The sequence below is a fragment of the Microbacterium sp. 13-71-7 genome (assembly GCF_002257455.1).
Taxonomy (GTDB): domain Bacteria; phylum Actinomycetota; class Actinomycetes; order Actinomycetales; family Microbacteriaceae; genus Microbacterium.
Map to the genome: position 1 here is coordinate 1 of NZ_NCKN01000089.1, position 14,934 is coordinate 14,934.

Consider the following 14,934-nt stretch of genomic DNA (forward strand, 5'->3'; position numbering starts at 1 on the left):
GGTGGATGCGGTGATCGCCGTGGCGAAGTAGCCGGGTGCGAGCGCGTTCACCTGGATGCCGTGCTCGCCCAGCTCGTCCGCGTAGGCCTTGGTGAGCCCGGCGATCCCCGCCTTGGTCGCGGCGTACGCAGGCGACTGACGCCCGCCGAGGAAGGAGAACAGCGACGCGATGTTCACGATCTTCCCCGACCCCTGCGGGATCATCACCCTGGCCGCCTCGTGAGCGAAGTCGAACGCGGCGGTCAGGTTGATCGCGACCATCGGATCCCACTTGCTGCGATCGAAGGCGAGCACGTCGTCGAGCAGGCAGATGCCGGCGGAGTTGATCAGGATGTCGAGCCCGCCGAGCTGCTCGACGCACGCGTCCACGAGTCGCGCCGGGGCCCCTGGCGCCGTGATATCGGCCTCCTCGAAGACGAAGCGCCGGCCGTGCGCCGTGACGAGACGCTCTGTGGTGCCGTCATCGGCGGCGAGCCCCGGGGCGAACACGTCCGCGCCGGCCGCTGCCAGCGCGACCGTGAACGCGCGCCCGAGCCCGGTGTTGCCGCCGGTCACGATGGCCCGCCTGCCTTCGAGCGAGAAGAAGGAGGGCGCGAAGTCGGTGAGCTCCACCGTCAGTCCTTTCCGGTCGGGTCGGCGATGCCGACGTAGCGGGTCTCCAGGTACTCGTCGATGCCCTCGATGCCGCCCTCGCGGCCCAGACCCGACTGCTTCACGCCGCCGAACGGGGCCGCCGGGTTCGACACGACGCCGGCGTTGATGCCGAGCATGCCCGTCTCCAGTTCCTCCGCCAAGCGCAGCGCGCGGTTCAGGTCTTGCGTGTAGGCGAAGCACACGAGCCCGAACGGCGTCGCGTTGGCGAGCCTGATCGCCTGCTCCTCGTCGCGGAAGGTCGTGATCGGCGCGACAGGGCCGAAGATCTCCTCGTCCAGGATGCGCGCCTCCGCCGGCACGTCGACGAGCACGGTCGGCTGGTAGAAGTAGCCGGGGCCGGGGATCGCGGATCCGCCGAGCGCGATGCGCGCACCGTCCTGCACGGCGCCGTCGACGAGCGCGGCGATCTTGTCGCGGGTGCCGGCATCGACCATCGGCCCGATCGTGGAGGCCGGATCCGTTCCCCGCGCGGGATGGAACGAGGCCATGCGCGCGGTGAAGGCCGTGGCGAACTCCTCGGCGATGCTCTCGTGCACGAGGAAGCGGTTCGCGGCGACGCAGGCCTCTCCCCCGTTGCGCATCTTGGCCAGCACCGCGCCGTCGACCGCGGCGGGGATGTCGGCGTCCTCGAACACCAGGAACGGCGCGTTGCCGCCCAGCTCCATCGAGACCTTGAGCACCTGATCGGCGGAATCCGCGATGAGACGGCGTCCCACCTCGGTGGATCCCGTGAACGACAGCTTGCGCAGCCGATCGTCCTTGATGAGCGGACCGGTGACGGCGCCCGCATGCGAGGTCGGGATCACGTTCAGCACGCCGGCGGGGACGCCCGCCTCCTCGAACACCTGGGTCAGCAGGAGGGCGGTGAGCGGGGTGAGCGCGGCCGGCTTGAGCACCATCGTGCAGCCCGCGGCGATCGCCGGCGCGATCTTGCGCGTCGCCATCGCGAGGGGGAAGTTCCAGGGCGTGATGAACAGGCACGGTCCCACCGGCCGCTTGATGACGAGCAGACGGTTGAGGCCGTCGGGCGCCGTGGCGTACCGCCCGGCGATGCGCGGCGCCTCCTCGGAGAACCAGCGCAGGAACTCGGCGCCGTAGGCGACCTCGCCACGCGCCTCGGCGAGGGGCTTGCCCATCTCCAGGGTCATCGTGAGCGCGAACTCGTCGGCCCGCTCGGTGACCAGCTCGAACGCGCGGCGCAGGATCTCGGCGCGCTCCCTGGGGGCGGTGCGCTGCCAGTCCCGCTGCGCACGATCCGCGGCGGCGAGCGCGTCCTGCCCGTCCTGCGGTGTCGCGTCCGCGACCAGGGCGAGCACCTCCTCGGTCGCCGGATCCGTCACGGCGAACGTCGCGCCATCGGAGGCGTCCCGCCACCGTCCGTCGATGTAGAGCCCGGTCGGCAGCGCCGACAGCAGGTCGCTCTCGGCGATCATGCCGCCGCCCCGCTCTCGATGTCGTCGACCGCGTCGAGCCGCAGCCGCGCGCCGAGCAGGTCCTCGTACAGCTGGAACGGCTGCATCTCGCCGGCGCGGTCGCCGTAGGTCGCCTTGGCGCGCCGGAAGATCTGGTCCACCAGACCGGACAGCTCGACCGGCATCCCCACCGCGCGGGCCAGGTCGACGGAGAGCCCGAGGTCCTTGCACGCGAGCATGAGCGCGAAACCCTCGTCGTAGTCCCCGTCCCGAAGGATCGACATCACATCGTTCTCCAGGAAGTTGCTGTTCGCGGGGCTCGCGATGAGAGCGTCGCGCAGAACGCCCAGCTCAACCCCGGCCTTGACACCCACGGCGAGCACCTCCGCGGTGGCGACCAGGTGCGAGAACCAGAGCTGGTTGATCATCAGCTTGACCGCGTAGCCGGCGCCGTGTCCGCCCACGTGCAGGATCCGCTCGGGATCCCCCATCGCCTCGAAGACCGGACGGAGACGCGCCACATCCTCGGCATCGCCGCCGATGAAGATCTGCAGCATGCCCCGGGCGGCGCCCACCGACATACCGCTCACCGGTGCGTCGAGGATGTGCAGCCCTCGGGCGGAGGCCGCGGCGCGCACGGCGTCCGCGACCTCCGGCACCGAGGTGGACATGTCCACCCAGGTCCCGCCGTCCCTGATGCCCTCGAGGATGCCCCCTGGTCCCGATACGACGTCGGAGACGTGCCGGGGGGTGGGCAGCATCGTGATGACGACATCGCTGGCGGCCGCGACCTCGGCGGCGCTGGCGGCCCACCGTGCTCCGCCTGCGATGAGCTCTTCCGCCGCCTCGCGGCGGACGTCGTGGACGACGAGAGGGAATCCGGCAGCCTGCAGATTGCGGGTCATGCCGCCGCCCATGCTCCCGAGTCCGATGAATCCGACGGTCGGGCGATCCTGAATGGACATGGTTCCTTTCCTGAGTTCGTTCTTGCGCTGCGTTCCGTGCGGGAGCCGGACCTCAGATGAGGCCCTTGTCCTTCAGGAACTGCTTGGCCACGTCTGCGGGCTCCTCGCCGTCGACATCGACCTTCGCGTTGAGCTCCTGCATCTGCTCGGTGGTCAGCAGCGGGGAGAGCTTGGCCATGACGTCGGCGATCTTCGGGTACTTCTGGAAGACGGCGTCCTGCATCGTGAACGCCCCCTGGTACACCGGGAAGAACTGCTTGTCGTCCTTCATCACCGTGAGGTCGAGGGCCTTGATCCGCCCGTCGGTCTGGAACACCTCGCCGAAGTTGCAGTCGTTGCCCTTCTGCGTGGCGGTGTAGATCACGCCGGTGTCGAGGAGCTTGACGTTCGAATCCGGCACATCGATGCCGTACGCCTTCTTCAGCCCCGGCCAGCCGTCGTCCCGGGTCGAGAACTCGCTCTCGATGCAGAACGTCTGCTGGTCCTTCGGCAGCTTGGCGACGTCGCTGAGCGTCTTGACGCCGAGCTTCTTCGCCTGCGAAGACCGGATGGCGAACGCGTAGGTGTTGTTGAGCGGCGCCGGATCCATCCACTTGACGCTGTTCTGCTTGAGGTCGGCTTCGGCGACCGCGTCGAACTGCTTCTTCGGATCGGTGATCGGCTGCGTGTTCTTCAGATAGGTGATCCAGGCGGTGCCGGTGTACTCCCAGTAGCCGAGGAACTGCTTGTCGGTGAGCGCCTGACGGGTGTTCGCAGATCCGACCAGCTTGGTGTTGGTGGTCAGGTTCGCGCCATGCGCGTTGAGCAGGTCGGTCGTGAGGTAGGCGAGGATGTACTGCTCCGAGAAGTCCTTCGAACCGATGACGCCCGTGAGGCCCTTGAGGTCATCGCTCTTGCTGCCGCTGTCTGCGGCGCCGGCCCCGCCGGAACAGCCGGTGACGGCGAATGCGCCGGTGATGAGCAGGGCGGCGGTCGCCGCGAGGTGACGCTTCTTGAACATGGTTCTCCTTGAGGGTGCGGGATGCGATTGCTGTGTGCGGGCGGGCTGCGGACTCGGGCGAGTCACAGCCCCTTGGGGCGGACGAGGTCTTCGACGACCCCGGCCAGCCAGTCGATGAGGACGGCGATGGCGGCGACCAGGACGGCCCCCGTGAGCAGCACCGGGTAGCGCTGCAGCTTCAGGCCGTTGACGATCATGTCGCCGAGGCCGCCGGCGTTGATGAAGGTGGCGACCGTCGCGGTGCCGACGGCGAACACGAGCGACGTGCGCAGGCCCGCGAGGATCGTCGGGGACGCGAGCGGCAGCTCGATCCGGCCGAGGATCTGGTTGCGGGTCATGCCCATTCCGCGTGCGGCTTCCTTGACGTCGTCGCCAACCTGTTCGAGGCCGACCATCGTGTTGCGCAGCACCGGAAGGAACGAATAGGCGACGAGCGCCACCAGGGCCGTGGCGAAGCCCGTCTGCCAGACGATCGCGAGCAGGATCACGACGCCGACCGCGGGCGTCGCCTGGCCGATGTTGCCGAGTGTGAGGAAGATCGCGCGCAGCCACCGCGAGCGCACGCGGTAGACGAGGATCCCCGCGGGGATCGCGAGCACGGCGACGAGCAGGGAGGCCACGAACGTGAGCAGCAGGTGCTCCTTGATGCGCGCCTCGATGTAGCCGGGGTTGAGCGTGCGCTGCTCGATCGAGTCGAGCGGCAGGGTCGAGATCCACCAGAACAGCAGCGACACCGCCACCACCACGATCACGGGCGCGGCGACGAGGCGCAGCACGGTCATGGTCCGCTCGCGGGTGCGGATGCTCTGCGCCGAGGGCAGGGCGATCGTCGCGGTCACGAGGACACCGGGTTCGTCGACGCCACCGGAACGGTCGTGCCGAGCACGGCCGAGATCGCCGCATGGTCGAGGGAGCCCATCGGCACGCCGTCGGGGTCGGTCACCGTGAGGTGGGAGGATCCCGAGAGCACGATGAGGTCGAGCGCGTCGCGCAGCGTGCCGGTCGACGGCATCCGCGGCGCGTCCCCCGCTCCGGCCACGGGCGCGAGTTTCGCATCGGTGACCGGCATCAGGGCGAGGCGCTTGATCGCCGCCCCCTGCCCGATGAAGGACGACACGTACTCGTTCGCCGGTGCGGCGAGGATGTTGGCCGGTGTGTCGAACTGCTCGATGCGACTCCGGTCGCTGAGCACGGCGATCCTGTCGCCGAGCCGCACGGCCTCGTCGAAGTCGTGCGTGACGAAGATGATCGTCTTGCCGATCTCGGCCTGCAGCCGCAGGAACTCGGCCTGCAGCTTCTCACGGGTGATCGGGTCGGTGGCGCCGAACGGCTCGTCCATGAGCATGACGGGCGGGTCCGCGGCGAGCGCTCTGGCGACGCCCGCACGCTGCTGCTGTCCGCCCGAGAGCTGGCGGGGGAAGCGGTTCGCGAACGTCGCGGGATCCAGCTGCACGGTGCGCAGCAGTTCGTCGACGCGTGCCGCGATCCGGTCCTTCTTCCAGCCGAGCATCCTGGGGACGGTCGCGATGTTCTCCGCGATCGTGCGGTGCGGGAAGAGGCCGATCTGCTGGATGACGTAACCCACGTGCCGGCGCAGCTCGTTGGGATCCAGGGACAGGATGTCCTTGCCGTCGATGCGGATGCTGCCGGAAGTGGGCTCGATGAGACGGTTGACCATCTTCATGGTGGTGGTCTTGCCGCATCCCGAAGGGCCGACGAACATGATGAGCTCGCCGGGCTCGATGCGCATCGAGAAGTCGTCGACGGCCGGCGAGGACTGTCCGGGGTACTGCTTGGTGACATGGTCGAGCTCGAGGGAGACGCCGGCGGACTGCGACGAGATCGCGCGGAAGAAGCCGGTGTTGGTGGGCACGGCGGCGGTGTCAGACATCAGGCACGGAGTCCTTTCGAGGTGGTGGCGCGGGCCACGAAGATGAAGGCGGCGTCGATGAGGAGCGCGAGGATGATCGTCGCGACCGTCCCCGTCAGCGCGTAGTTGACCGCGTTGAAGGAGCCCATCGAGCTCAGCCCGGTGAAGATGTACTGACCGAGGCCCGGCCCCGCGACGTACGCGGCGATCGCCGCGATGCCCACGGTCATCTGCGCGGAGACGCGCACGCCGGTCATGATGACGGGCCAGGCGATCGGCAGCTGCGTGGTCACCAGGATGCGGGCACGCCCCATCCCCATCCCCCGCGCCGACTCCACGATCTGCGCGGGAACCTCACGGAGGCCGACGACGGTGTTGCGGATGATCGGCAGCAGTGCGTAGAAGACGAGCGCCACGATGCTGGGGCCCCAGCCGAGGCCCATGAGCGGGGAGAGAAGTGCGAGGACGGCGAGCGAGGGGATCGTGATGGCGATGCCGGCCGCGGTCAGCGCGGTCGCCCTGCCGATCGGGCGGTTCCAAACGAGCGAGCCGATGAGGATGCCGATCACCAGTGCGATCGCGAGCGAGATGACCACGACGGCGAGGTGCTGTCCGGCAAGCTGCAGGATCTCGTCCCATCGCTGTGCGAGGAAGTTGAGGAAGCGAGACCATTTGAAGCTCGTGTCCATCGGCATCCTTTCTCTTCGTTGAGAGGGGTTGCCCGGGATCGGGTAGCCCCAAGCTAGAGCCGGCGATGACATGTTCACAAGGACTGTTGTGTATATGACAACTGAGGATTAGAGTCGGCGCATGTCTCCGCAGCCCGCACCGCGCCGGAACTCCTCCGGCCTCGCCCGCGACATCGAGATCCTCGACCTGCTCGGCGGCGGGGAGGCCATGCGGGAAGGAGGCCTGGGCGTGCTGCGCGTGGCGCAGCTGACCGGGCGGGACAAAGCCGCGATCTCGCGCGCCCTGGCGACGCTGGCCGACGCGGCCCTCGTGGAGAGGGACGACACGACGCAGCTCTACCGGCTCGGCGGACGCCTGTACGCGCTCGCGGCGCGCACCCTGGAGAGCCGCATGGTCGCGATCTGCCGTCCGTACCTCAAGCGGGTCGCGCAGTCCACCAGGGAGACCACGCACCTGTGCGTGCTGCGCGGAGGCAACGTGCTCACGATCATGAGCGAGCTCAGCCCGCACGAGTTCCGGACGACGGGGTGGGAGGGCGTCACGACCGCTGCCTGGCGTACGCCGTCCGGGCGCGTGCTGCTCAGCGACTGGGATCGCGCCTCGCTCGAGCGCTGGTACGCCGAACACGGCCATGACCGCCCGATCGTCGGCCCTGCGGATCCCCTGATGACCGAGGCCGGATTCTCCGTGCTGCCCACTCCTCCCGCGGACAAAGCGGTCATCACGGACTTCGACACCCTGCTCGAGGAGCTGTCGCGCATCCGCTCCCAGGGCTTCGCACTCCTCGACGAAGAACTCGAAGGCGGTGTCGTCGGCGCCTCCGCCCCCGTCATCGACCTCAACGGGCGCATCATCGCGGCGATCAATGTCAGCGCCCCGAAGATCCGGATGGGCGACCGTCTCCCGACCCTCGGCCGGTACGTGGCCGAGGCGGCCGCCGCCCTCTCGGAGCAGCTGGGAGCCTCGATGGACTCGATCCCCGAGACCACCGGCCCGCGCTGACGCCCCCTTCCACTCTCCGAGTCGTCCCCGTCAGCGGAGCCCAGAGCGTCCGCTCACGGGGACGACTCGAAGGTGGGGCGGCGAGGGCGGGGCGAGGGCGGGGACGGGGGGACTCTGGCGCGCGATGGGCTCCGGGCATAGGTTCTTCTCGTGCCATCCACGGAAGCCCTCATCGCCTTCGCCCTCACCTCCCTGGTCCTGATCGCCGTCCCGGGGCCCAGCGTGCTCTTCGTCATCGGGCGCTCGCTCGCGTGGGGTCGCAGCGCCGGGCTCTGGAGCGTGCTGGGCAACGAGCTCGGCAGCCTCGTCCCGATCAGCGCGGTCGCGTTCGGGGTGGGAGCGATCGTCGCGCAGTCGGTCGCGCTCTTCACGGTGGTGAAGGTGCTCGGCGCGCTCTATCTCGCGTACCTCGGGATCCAGGCGATCCGCCACCGCCGCGACGGGATCGGGGACGACTCCGAGACGAGGTCGCGACGGGTGTCGCCGTTCGTGGTGCTGCGGCAGGGATTCATCGTCGGCGCCACCAACCCCAAGACCATCGTGTTCTTCGTCGCGGCGCTGCCCCAGTTCGTGGACTTCCACGCGGGCGCCGTGCCGGTGCAGATGATGATCCTCGGCCTGGTCTTCACCGTCATCGCGTTCGCGTGCGACGCGACCTGGGCGCTCATCGCCGGATCCGCCAGGGCGTGGTTCGCGAGATCGCCGCGCCGGCTCGCCGCCGTCCGCGGCACCGGCGGCGGCATGATGATCGGCCTCGGCGGGGTGCTGCTGCTCGCGGACAACAAGTCCTGACGCCCCTAACCGCCCTGCACGTGGGACAGGATCCACGCTCCCATCGGGGCGGGATCGTCCAGGATGCCCAGGTGCGTGACGCCGGGCAGGATCGTGGCGCTCGCCCTGCCACCCCCGTGCGCCTCGGCGTAGGCGACGACGCGGTGCGCGTCGAAGACCTCGTCATCGCCGCCGACCCAGACGCCCACCGGCGTGCGGAGGCCTGCGAGGACCGCCGCACTGTCGTCGGCGTTCTGCGCGATCGCCATCGCGGCCGTGTACTGCGGGATCAGCCCCGCGTGGATCTGCTCCGGCGTGTACGCGAACGAGACCGCGGGCAGGTGGGCGCCGAGCAGCCCGTTCGTGAGGGTCGCCGCGATCAGCGGACGCTGGCAGATCGTCGCGAAGTTGGACGCGTCGTCCTGCCGCTCCGTCCCCGAATGCAGACCGAAGTCCGGTGCGAGGAACACGTAGCCCGCCACCGGGCCCGACAACAGGTGCACGCTGTTGAGCACGACCCCTGCACCGGCGGAATGCCCGCCGAGGAATTCCGGGACCCCCGGTTGCCGGTCGTGCACGAAGGCGACCGCGGTGGCCGTGTCGCGCTCGAGCTGCGGGGTGCTCGGGGTATCGCCACGCGGTCCCCCCGAGGCCCCGTGGCCCCGGATGTCGACGAGGTACACGGCGATCCCCTGCGTGCGCAGCTCCTCGCCGATCCCGAGATAGCCCGCCGCGCTGTTCGCGCCCGAGCCGTGATAGAAGACAAGGCTCGCCCTCGGATGCGCGGGGACGAACGCGTAGTAGGCCAGCCGGATCCCGTCCGATGCGGTGACGTAACCCGTGGGCTCGGCATCGGGAAGGGCCCTACTGTCGGTCGTATCGAGTCCGCTCCGGGTGGCGGCGCCGGGGAGAGGGCAGGGCACGAGCGCCGCGGCGATCCCCGCCCCGCCCGCGAGAACGAGCACGCCGGCGACGAGACCGACGGCGCCGATGCCGCTGATCGCGCGGCGCACAGCGCCACGCCGGGAGGATCCTGTGGCGCGCCCCGCCGCCGGCGCGGCCCCGGCTCCCGACGGCGTGCGCGCCCATGCCCGCCCCTCGGATCCGGCCACTCCCAGCAGGGCCGCCGCCGGGAGGATGCACGCGAGGAGCACGAGCGGGGCGCCCACCGCGGCGGCCTGCAGGATCCGTGCGACGACCATCCCCGCGGACACCGCACCGGCCGCTACGGGCAGCCACCGACGCGGACGCCGGAGCAGCACCACCAGGGCGAGGGCCGCGGCTCCCGAGACGATCAACGGCCAGCCCGTGGCCTGCACCGCGGGACCGGCATCCGGACCGAGCTCGATCGCGCCGCTGGTGACGCCGATCGCACCGCCGAGGAGATACAGCACCCGCGAGATCGTGATGCGGACGGGCCGTCGCGCAGCGCTCATCGTTCACCGTCCAGCGTCGCGAGGACCCGCTCGCACCAGGCCAGTGCCGTCCGCGCGTATTCGACCCCGTAGTCGCGGACCAGCTCGGGCACGGCCCCGGCTGCGTTCCGCTCGTCCTCGCTCCAGGTCGAGGCCGGCGCGACGGACTCGACGTGCGAGAGAAAGGACGTGAAGTGCGCCATCCGCTCCTGCACCAGAGCGCGCGCGATGCCGGGGTCCAGCCGGGCCGCGAACAGCAGCTTCACCAGATTCTCGTCCCGGATCGCGACGGGCGGGGAGTCCTGCCACAGCCATTCCTCAAGCGCCTGGCGCCCGGTCGGGGTGACCTGCCAGACGGTCTTGCCCCTCGGCCCCTCTTCGCCGTCCGCGGCGATCAGCCCGGCATCGGCGAGGACCCGCAGCTGCGGATACAGCTGCCCGTCGCTGATCCCCCAGAACGGGTTCCGCGCCGCCGCCTGGCGGATCTCGTAGCCGCTCCTGGCGTGCGAGGCGACATAGCCGAGGATCGTGTGCGCGGTCGGCGTCAAATGCTCCATGGGACGATGATACCTCTGCCAGAGGTATCATCGTCCCCCCTCCGGCGACCTCGTGGCGTTCTCGACCGACGACGACGTCATGCAGCTCTGGTTCTCGGTGCACACCCAGGAGGCCGCCGACTTCGCGAAGAGCTATCTGCTCGCGCACTCCGCGTCCGGCAACGACGTCCAGGGCTCCGGCCTGACCGTCCCCGCCTCCGGCCTGGCCACGGTATACGCGGGCTCGGAGGTCGCCGGCTACTTCCGCACCTCGGCGACGGACGAGCGCATCCCCGACATCTTCGCCGGCAGCGCTCAGGCTCTGCCGGCGAGGGTGGGACGAGCCGCTCGCACGAAGCCCGCCCGGCAGGTCGGGCCTGGGGACACGACTAATCTCGTCTCAGGAGAGGATCCACCCGCCATGGCAGCAGACGAGCGCTCGACGCGCGTGAACGCCTCACGCCGTCAGAGTCGCGCCCGCGTGATCACGCTCGCACGGATCATCCTGCCGACCTGGGACGGATCCCTTCCCGCCTTGACGGCGGAGCTGCGCCGCGAGGCCGGCCTCGCCGAAGGCGCCTTCCGCACGCTGTTCCCGAGCGACAGGGACCTCCTGCACGCCGTCGACCACGAGCTGCTCGAGGAATGCGCCCAGCGGGTGCGGTCCGCCGCCGAATCCTTCGATCCGGCCGACCACCCCGGCGAGCCGGCGGAGGTCGCGATCTCCGCCGTGCTCGCCCGCGCACGGCCGCTCGACTGGAGCTCGCTGACGATCCGGCTGCGGGAGCGACAGCTCGCCGCGTCGACGGGTGCGCGCAGCGAAGACGTGATCGAGTCGGAGCGGGCCTTCCTGCCCGCGCTGCTGGAGGCGTTCGAGCTGCTGCTCTCGCGCATCGGCCGCCGTTTCGAGTGGCAGCCGGCCCTCGGCGTGCGCGTCGTGATCCTGACCTACGAGCGGTCGTTCGAGTCCTGGATCCTGTCCGGGGGCAACGAGAAGTCGTTCCCGGAGTCCAGTTACGTGCGGCACACGCTCCCCGCGCTGCTGCTCGGCGTGAGCAGCCCGGTCGGCTGAGCGATCAGCGCGGAACGGCTCGCCGCAGAAGAGGTCTCGACCGGACGGGGCGGTGCCGCTGAATCACAGCAGGCGCAGATCCGCCTCGATGGCGTGCTGCGCCTCGAGCAGCAAGGGCAGGTGGTGATCCCGCAGCTGCTCCAGCGAGTCGCGGGTGGCGCTGGTCGACACGTTCACCGCAGCGACCACACCGCCGTCGCGCCCGCGGACGGGCACCGCCACCGAGCGCAGGCCGACCTCCAGCTCACCGTCGACCAGCGCCCACCCCTGCTCCCTGACTCGGCGGAGCTCGGCGAGGAGATCGTCCGTGTCCACGGTCGTGCGTCCGGTCAGGGCACGGGGCGGATCCTGTGCCAGCACGGACGCGACAGCCTCGTCGGGGAGGGACGCCAGCAGCACCCGCCCCATGCTCGTCGCATAGGCGGGGAACCGGGTGCCGATGGTGATCCCCACCGTCATGATGCGGCGGGTGGGAACGCGCGCGACGTACACGATCTCCGTGCCGGCGAGGACGGCCGCCGACACCGATTCCTCGACCGCGCGGGACAGCTGCTCCAGGTGGGGTTGCATCGCCTCGGGCAGCGAGAGCGCCGACAGGTAGCTGAAGCCGAGCTCCAGGACGCGCGGGGTGAGGGCGAAGGCCCGACCGGCCGAGCGCACGTAGCCCAGGGCCTCCAGGGTGCGCAGGAACCGGCGTGCGGCAGCGGGAGGCATGCCCGTCCGCCGGGCGACGTCGCTCAGCGCGAGTTCGGGGTGGTCGGCGTCGAACGCGCGGATCACGGCGATGCCCCGAGCAAGCGATTGGACGAAGTCCGGATCGTTTCTCTCTTCGCCCACGGCTCTCCTCTGCGGAACGGCGGCGAACAGTCGCTCTGCGCGGCCTGCGCCCACGCTACACGACGGCTTCGGCGGGTCCCGGCACCGCCGTGCACGTCACGAGACGACGCGCGCAGCGCCCATGACGCGCCCTGAGAGCACCACTCAGCGCTCGATCACGACCGCCAGTCCCTGACCGACGCCGATGCAGATCGCCGCCACCGCGACTCCCCCGCCGCGCCGGGCGAGCTCCTGCGCCGCGTGACCGATGATCCGTCCTCCGGACGCCCCCAGCGGATGGCCGATCGCGATCGCTCCGCCGTGGACGTTCAGCCGATCGGGGTCGAGATCGGGCCAGCCCTTGAGACACGCGAGGGACTGCGAGGCGAACGCCTCGTTCAGCTCGACGAGGTCGACGTCCGCCCAGGAACGGCCCGCGCGGGCGAGCGCCTTGTTCGCCGCCTCGATCGGAGCGATGGGGAACACGTCGGGGTCGACGCCGTGGGCGGCACGGCCGGTGATCCGCGCGAGCGGCTCGGCATCCAGCACCCCTTCGGCGCCGAGCAGCACGGCGGACGCGCCGTCGTTGATCGGAGAGGAGTTCCCCGCCGTCACGGTGCCCTCGCCGTCCCGGGCGAACAGCGCCTTCAGCCCGGCGAGCTTCTCGACGGTGCTGCCGTCGCGGATCCCCTCGTCGCGCGCGAGCTCATGCTCCGGGACCTGGACGGTCTCCGCCTCGTAGCGGCCGTCCGCCCATGCCTGTGCCGCGAGCTCGTGCGACCGCACCGCGAACGCATCCTGCGCCTCGCGCGAGACGCCCCACTCGCGGGCGATCTTCTCGGCCGATTCGCCGTTCGAGATCGTCCACGGCCGCGGCAGCGCGGGGTTGGTCATGCGCCAGCCGATCGAGGTGTTCCACATCGTCTGATTGCCCACGGCGGGCCACGGCTTCGCCGACTTCTCGACGACGAACGGCGCCCGCGACATGGACTCCACCCCGCCGGCCAGGATCAGCTCGGCGTCCCCCGACTCGATCGCGCGCGATCCCTGGATCACCGCCTCGACCGAGGACGCGCAGAGGCGGTTCACGGTCGTGCCGGTGACCGAGGTCGGGAAGCCGGCGAGCAGCGCACCCATCCGGGCCACGTTGCGGTTGTCCTCCCCCGCCTGGTTCGCGTCGCCGAAGACGACGTCCTCGATGCGGGCCGGATCCAGCCCGGTACGGTCGACGATCGCGCGCATCACCACCGCGGCGAGGTCATCGGGGCGAACGCCGGAGAGCGCCCCGCCGGCGCGCCCGAAGGGCGTGCGCACGGCGTCGTAGATCCAGGTGCCGGTCACGAGCGCCCTCCCTCGTCCGCCGCCGCGGTCGCGTCGATCAGAGCCAGTCCGGTGAGCTCGCGCAGGCCGGCGACGGTGTTGTCTCCGAAGAGGTCGCGCACCGCGAAGCCGTCCGCGGTCACGTCGAAGACGGCGTGGTCGGTGTACACGCGCGAGACGCATCCGACGCCGGTGAGCGGATAGGTGCATCCGACGACCAGCTTCGACCCGCCCTGCTTGGTCAGCAGATCCGTCATGACGTAGACGTCCCTCGCGCCGATCGCGAGGTCCATCGCGCCGCCGACGGCGGGGATCGCCCCGGGCGCCCCCGTCGACCAGTTCGCGAGGTCGCCGTTCTCCGCGACCTGGAACGCACCGAGCACGCACACGTCCAGGTGCCCGCCGCGCATCATCCCGAAGGAGTCCGCGTGGTGGAAGTAGGCGGCGCCCGCGACCGCGGTCACGGCCTGCTTTCCGGCGTTGATGAGGTCCGGATCCACCCGCCAGGCCTCCGGCGCCGGGCCCATGCCCAGCATGCCGTTCTCGGTGTGCAGGATGATCTCCTCGCCCTGCGGGAGGTAATCGGCGACGAGGGTCGGGGCCCCGATGCCGAGATTGACGATCGATCCCTCGGGGATGTCGGCCGCGATCCGCGCCGCGAGCTCCTCCCGGCTGATCCGTGTGGTCATCGTGCCACTCCGCTCTGCTGTCCGGACGCGCTCTGCAGCGCCGTGCCGTCGAGGTCCACGCCGCCGATGAACTCCCCGTCGCGGAGCCATCGCCGCTCCCCCACGGCGACCACGCGATCGACGAAGATGCCGGGGGTCACCACGCGCTCCGGATCCAGGGCGCCGAGCTCGACGAATTCGTCGACCTGCACGATCGTCGTCCCGGCGGCCGTCGCCATGATCGGTCCGAAGTTGCGGGCGGTCTCGCGGTAGACGAGATTGCCCCAGCGGTCGGCGCTTCGCGCGCTGATCAGCGCGACATCGGCGCGGATCGGATACTCGAGCGCATATGTGCGGCCGTCGATCTCGCGCGTCTCCTTGCCTTCGGCCAGGAGCGTGCCGACGCCGGTCGGGGTGAAGAAGGCGCCGATGCCGGCGCCGGCCGCGCGGATCCGCTCGGCGAGGTTGCCCTGGGGCACGAGCTCGAGCTCGATGACGCCCTCGCGGTAGAGCCCGTCGAACACCCAGGAATCCGATTGCCGCGGGAACGAGCAGATGATCCTCCGCACGCGGCGCTCTGCGAGCAGCGCCGCGAGACCCGTGTCCCCGTTGCCCGCGTTGTTGCTGACGATGGTCAGATCCGCCGCACCCTGCGCGATGAGCGCGTCGATCAGCTCGACCGGCTGCCCGGCGCGACCGAAACCGCCGATCATCACCGTGGCGCCGTCGGAGATGCCTGCGAC

At 70.4% G+C, this 14,934-nt stretch carries 16 protein-coding genes; 3 read left to right on the top strand and 13 right to left on the bottom strand.

Going from position 1 to position 14,934, the window contains the following annotated elements; genetic code table 11:
* The 7 genes from B7X32_RS10275 to B7X32_RS10305 form a co-directional block, all read right to left on the bottom strand.
* Positions 1 to 612, bottom strand: a 612-nt coding sequence (locus B7X32_RS10275; protein WP_292719155.1) for an SDR family NAD(P)-dependent oxidoreductase, incomplete at its 3' end; no start/stop codon positions are given.
* Positions 613 to 614: 2 nt separating this feature from the next.
* Positions 615 to 2,087, bottom strand: coding sequence for an NAD-dependent succinate-semialdehyde dehydrogenase (locus B7X32_RS10280; RefSeq protein WP_292719157.1), 1,473 nt, complete (start codon positions 2,085 to 2,087; stop codon positions 615 to 617).
* A complete protein-coding gene (locus tag B7X32_RS10285; protein ID WP_292719159.1) occupies positions 2,084 to 3,031 on the bottom strand; it encodes an NAD(P)-dependent oxidoreductase in 948 nt (315 codons plus the stop codon). The genes B7X32_RS10280 and B7X32_RS10285 overlap by 4 nt, the downstream gene beginning before the upstream one ends.
* A gap of 52 nt (positions 3,032 to 3,083) precedes the next feature.
* On the bottom strand, positions 3,084 to 4,031 hold the full coding sequence (locus tag B7X32_RS10290) for a glycine betaine ABC transporter substrate-binding protein (protein WP_292719161.1): 948 nt from the start codon (positions 4,029 to 4,031) through the stop codon (positions 3,084 to 3,086).
* A 62-nt stretch (positions 4,032 to 4,093) separates the two neighbouring features.
* On the bottom strand, positions 4,094 to 4,870 hold the full coding sequence (locus B7X32_RS10295) for an ABC transporter permease (RefSeq protein ID WP_292719163.1): 777 nt from the start codon (positions 4,868 to 4,870) through the stop codon (positions 4,094 to 4,096).
* Complete coding sequence (locus tag B7X32_RS10300) at positions 4,867 to 5,922, bottom strand: ABC transporter ATP-binding protein (protein WP_292719165.1); 1,056 nt, start codon at positions 5,920 to 5,922, stop codon at positions 4,867 to 4,869. Before B7X32_RS10300 ends, B7X32_RS10295 begins: the two co-directional genes overlap by 4 nt.
* Positions 5,922 to 6,590 carry an ABC transporter permease gene (locus B7X32_RS10305; protein ID WP_292719167.1) on the bottom strand — a complete coding sequence of 223 codons (669 nt, stop codon included), beginning with the start codon at positions 6,588 to 6,590 and terminating at the stop codon, positions 5,922 to 5,924. Before B7X32_RS10305 ends, B7X32_RS10300 begins: the two co-directional genes overlap by 1 nt.
* A gap of 121 nt (positions 6,591 to 6,711) precedes the next feature.
* Here B7X32_RS10305 and B7X32_RS10310 point away from each other — a divergent pair, with 121 nt between their 5' ends.
* A complete protein-coding gene (locus B7X32_RS10310; RefSeq protein ID WP_292719169.1) occupies positions 6,712 to 7,593 on the top strand; it encodes an IclR family transcriptional regulator in 882 nt (293 codons plus the stop codon).
* Positions 7,594 to 7,743: 150 nt separating this feature from the next.
* Positions 7,744 to 8,385: a LysE family translocator gene (locus tag B7X32_RS10315; RefSeq protein ID WP_292719172.1), complete on the top strand. Its 642-nt coding sequence runs from the start codon at positions 7,744 to 7,746 to the stop codon at positions 8,383 to 8,385.
* A gap of 5 nt (positions 8,386 to 8,390) precedes the next feature.
* Here the strand turns inward: B7X32_RS10315 and B7X32_RS10320 are convergent, their stop codons facing one another.
* The gene (locus tag B7X32_RS10320) at positions 8,391 to 9,800 is read right to left on the bottom strand and encodes an alpha/beta fold hydrolase (RefSeq protein WP_292719174.1); all 1,410 of its coding nucleotides are present in this window, start codon (positions 9,798 to 9,800) and stop codon (positions 8,391 to 8,393) included.
* A complete protein-coding gene (locus B7X32_RS10325) occupies positions 9,797 to 10,336 on the bottom strand; it encodes a PadR family transcriptional regulator (protein WP_292719176.1) in 540 nt (179 codons plus the stop codon). Before B7X32_RS10325 ends, B7X32_RS10320 begins: the two co-directional genes overlap by 4 nt.
* Before the next feature lie 52 nt (positions 10,337 to 10,388).
* On the opposite strand from B7X32_RS10325, the gene B7X32_RS10330 reads away from it, so the two are divergent.
* Entirely contained in the window at positions 10,389 to 11,387 is a 999-nt protein-coding gene (locus B7X32_RS10330; protein WP_292719178.1) for a hypothetical protein, read from the top strand.
* A 63-nt stretch (positions 11,388 to 11,450) separates the two neighbouring features.
* Here the strand turns inward: B7X32_RS10330 and B7X32_RS10335 are convergent, their stop codons facing one another.
* From B7X32_RS10335 to B7X32_RS10350, 4 genes are all read right to left on the bottom strand, one after another.
* Positions 11,451 to 12,224 (bottom strand): IclR family transcriptional regulator C-terminal domain-containing protein, encoded by a 774-nt coding sequence (locus B7X32_RS10335; RefSeq protein ID WP_292719180.1) that lies wholly within the window; start codon positions 12,222 to 12,224, stop codon positions 11,451 to 11,453.
* A gap of 144 nt (positions 12,225 to 12,368) precedes the next feature.
* Positions 12,369 to 13,544 (bottom strand): thiolase family protein, encoded by a 1,176-nt coding sequence (locus B7X32_RS10340; protein ID WP_292719182.1) that lies wholly within the window; start codon positions 13,542 to 13,544, stop codon positions 12,369 to 12,371.
* Positions 13,541 to 14,212 carry a 3-oxoacid CoA-transferase subunit B gene (locus B7X32_RS10345; protein WP_292719184.1) on the bottom strand — a complete coding sequence of 224 codons (672 nt, stop codon included), beginning with the start codon at positions 14,210 to 14,212 and terminating at the stop codon, positions 13,541 to 13,543. Before B7X32_RS10345 ends, B7X32_RS10340 begins: the two co-directional genes overlap by 4 nt.
* A partial coding sequence (locus tag B7X32_RS10350) for a 3-oxoacid CoA-transferase subunit A (RefSeq protein WP_292719186.1) occupies positions 14,209 to 14,934 on the bottom strand: 726 nt, incomplete at its 5' end. The genes B7X32_RS10350 and B7X32_RS10345, both read right to left, overlap by 4 nt.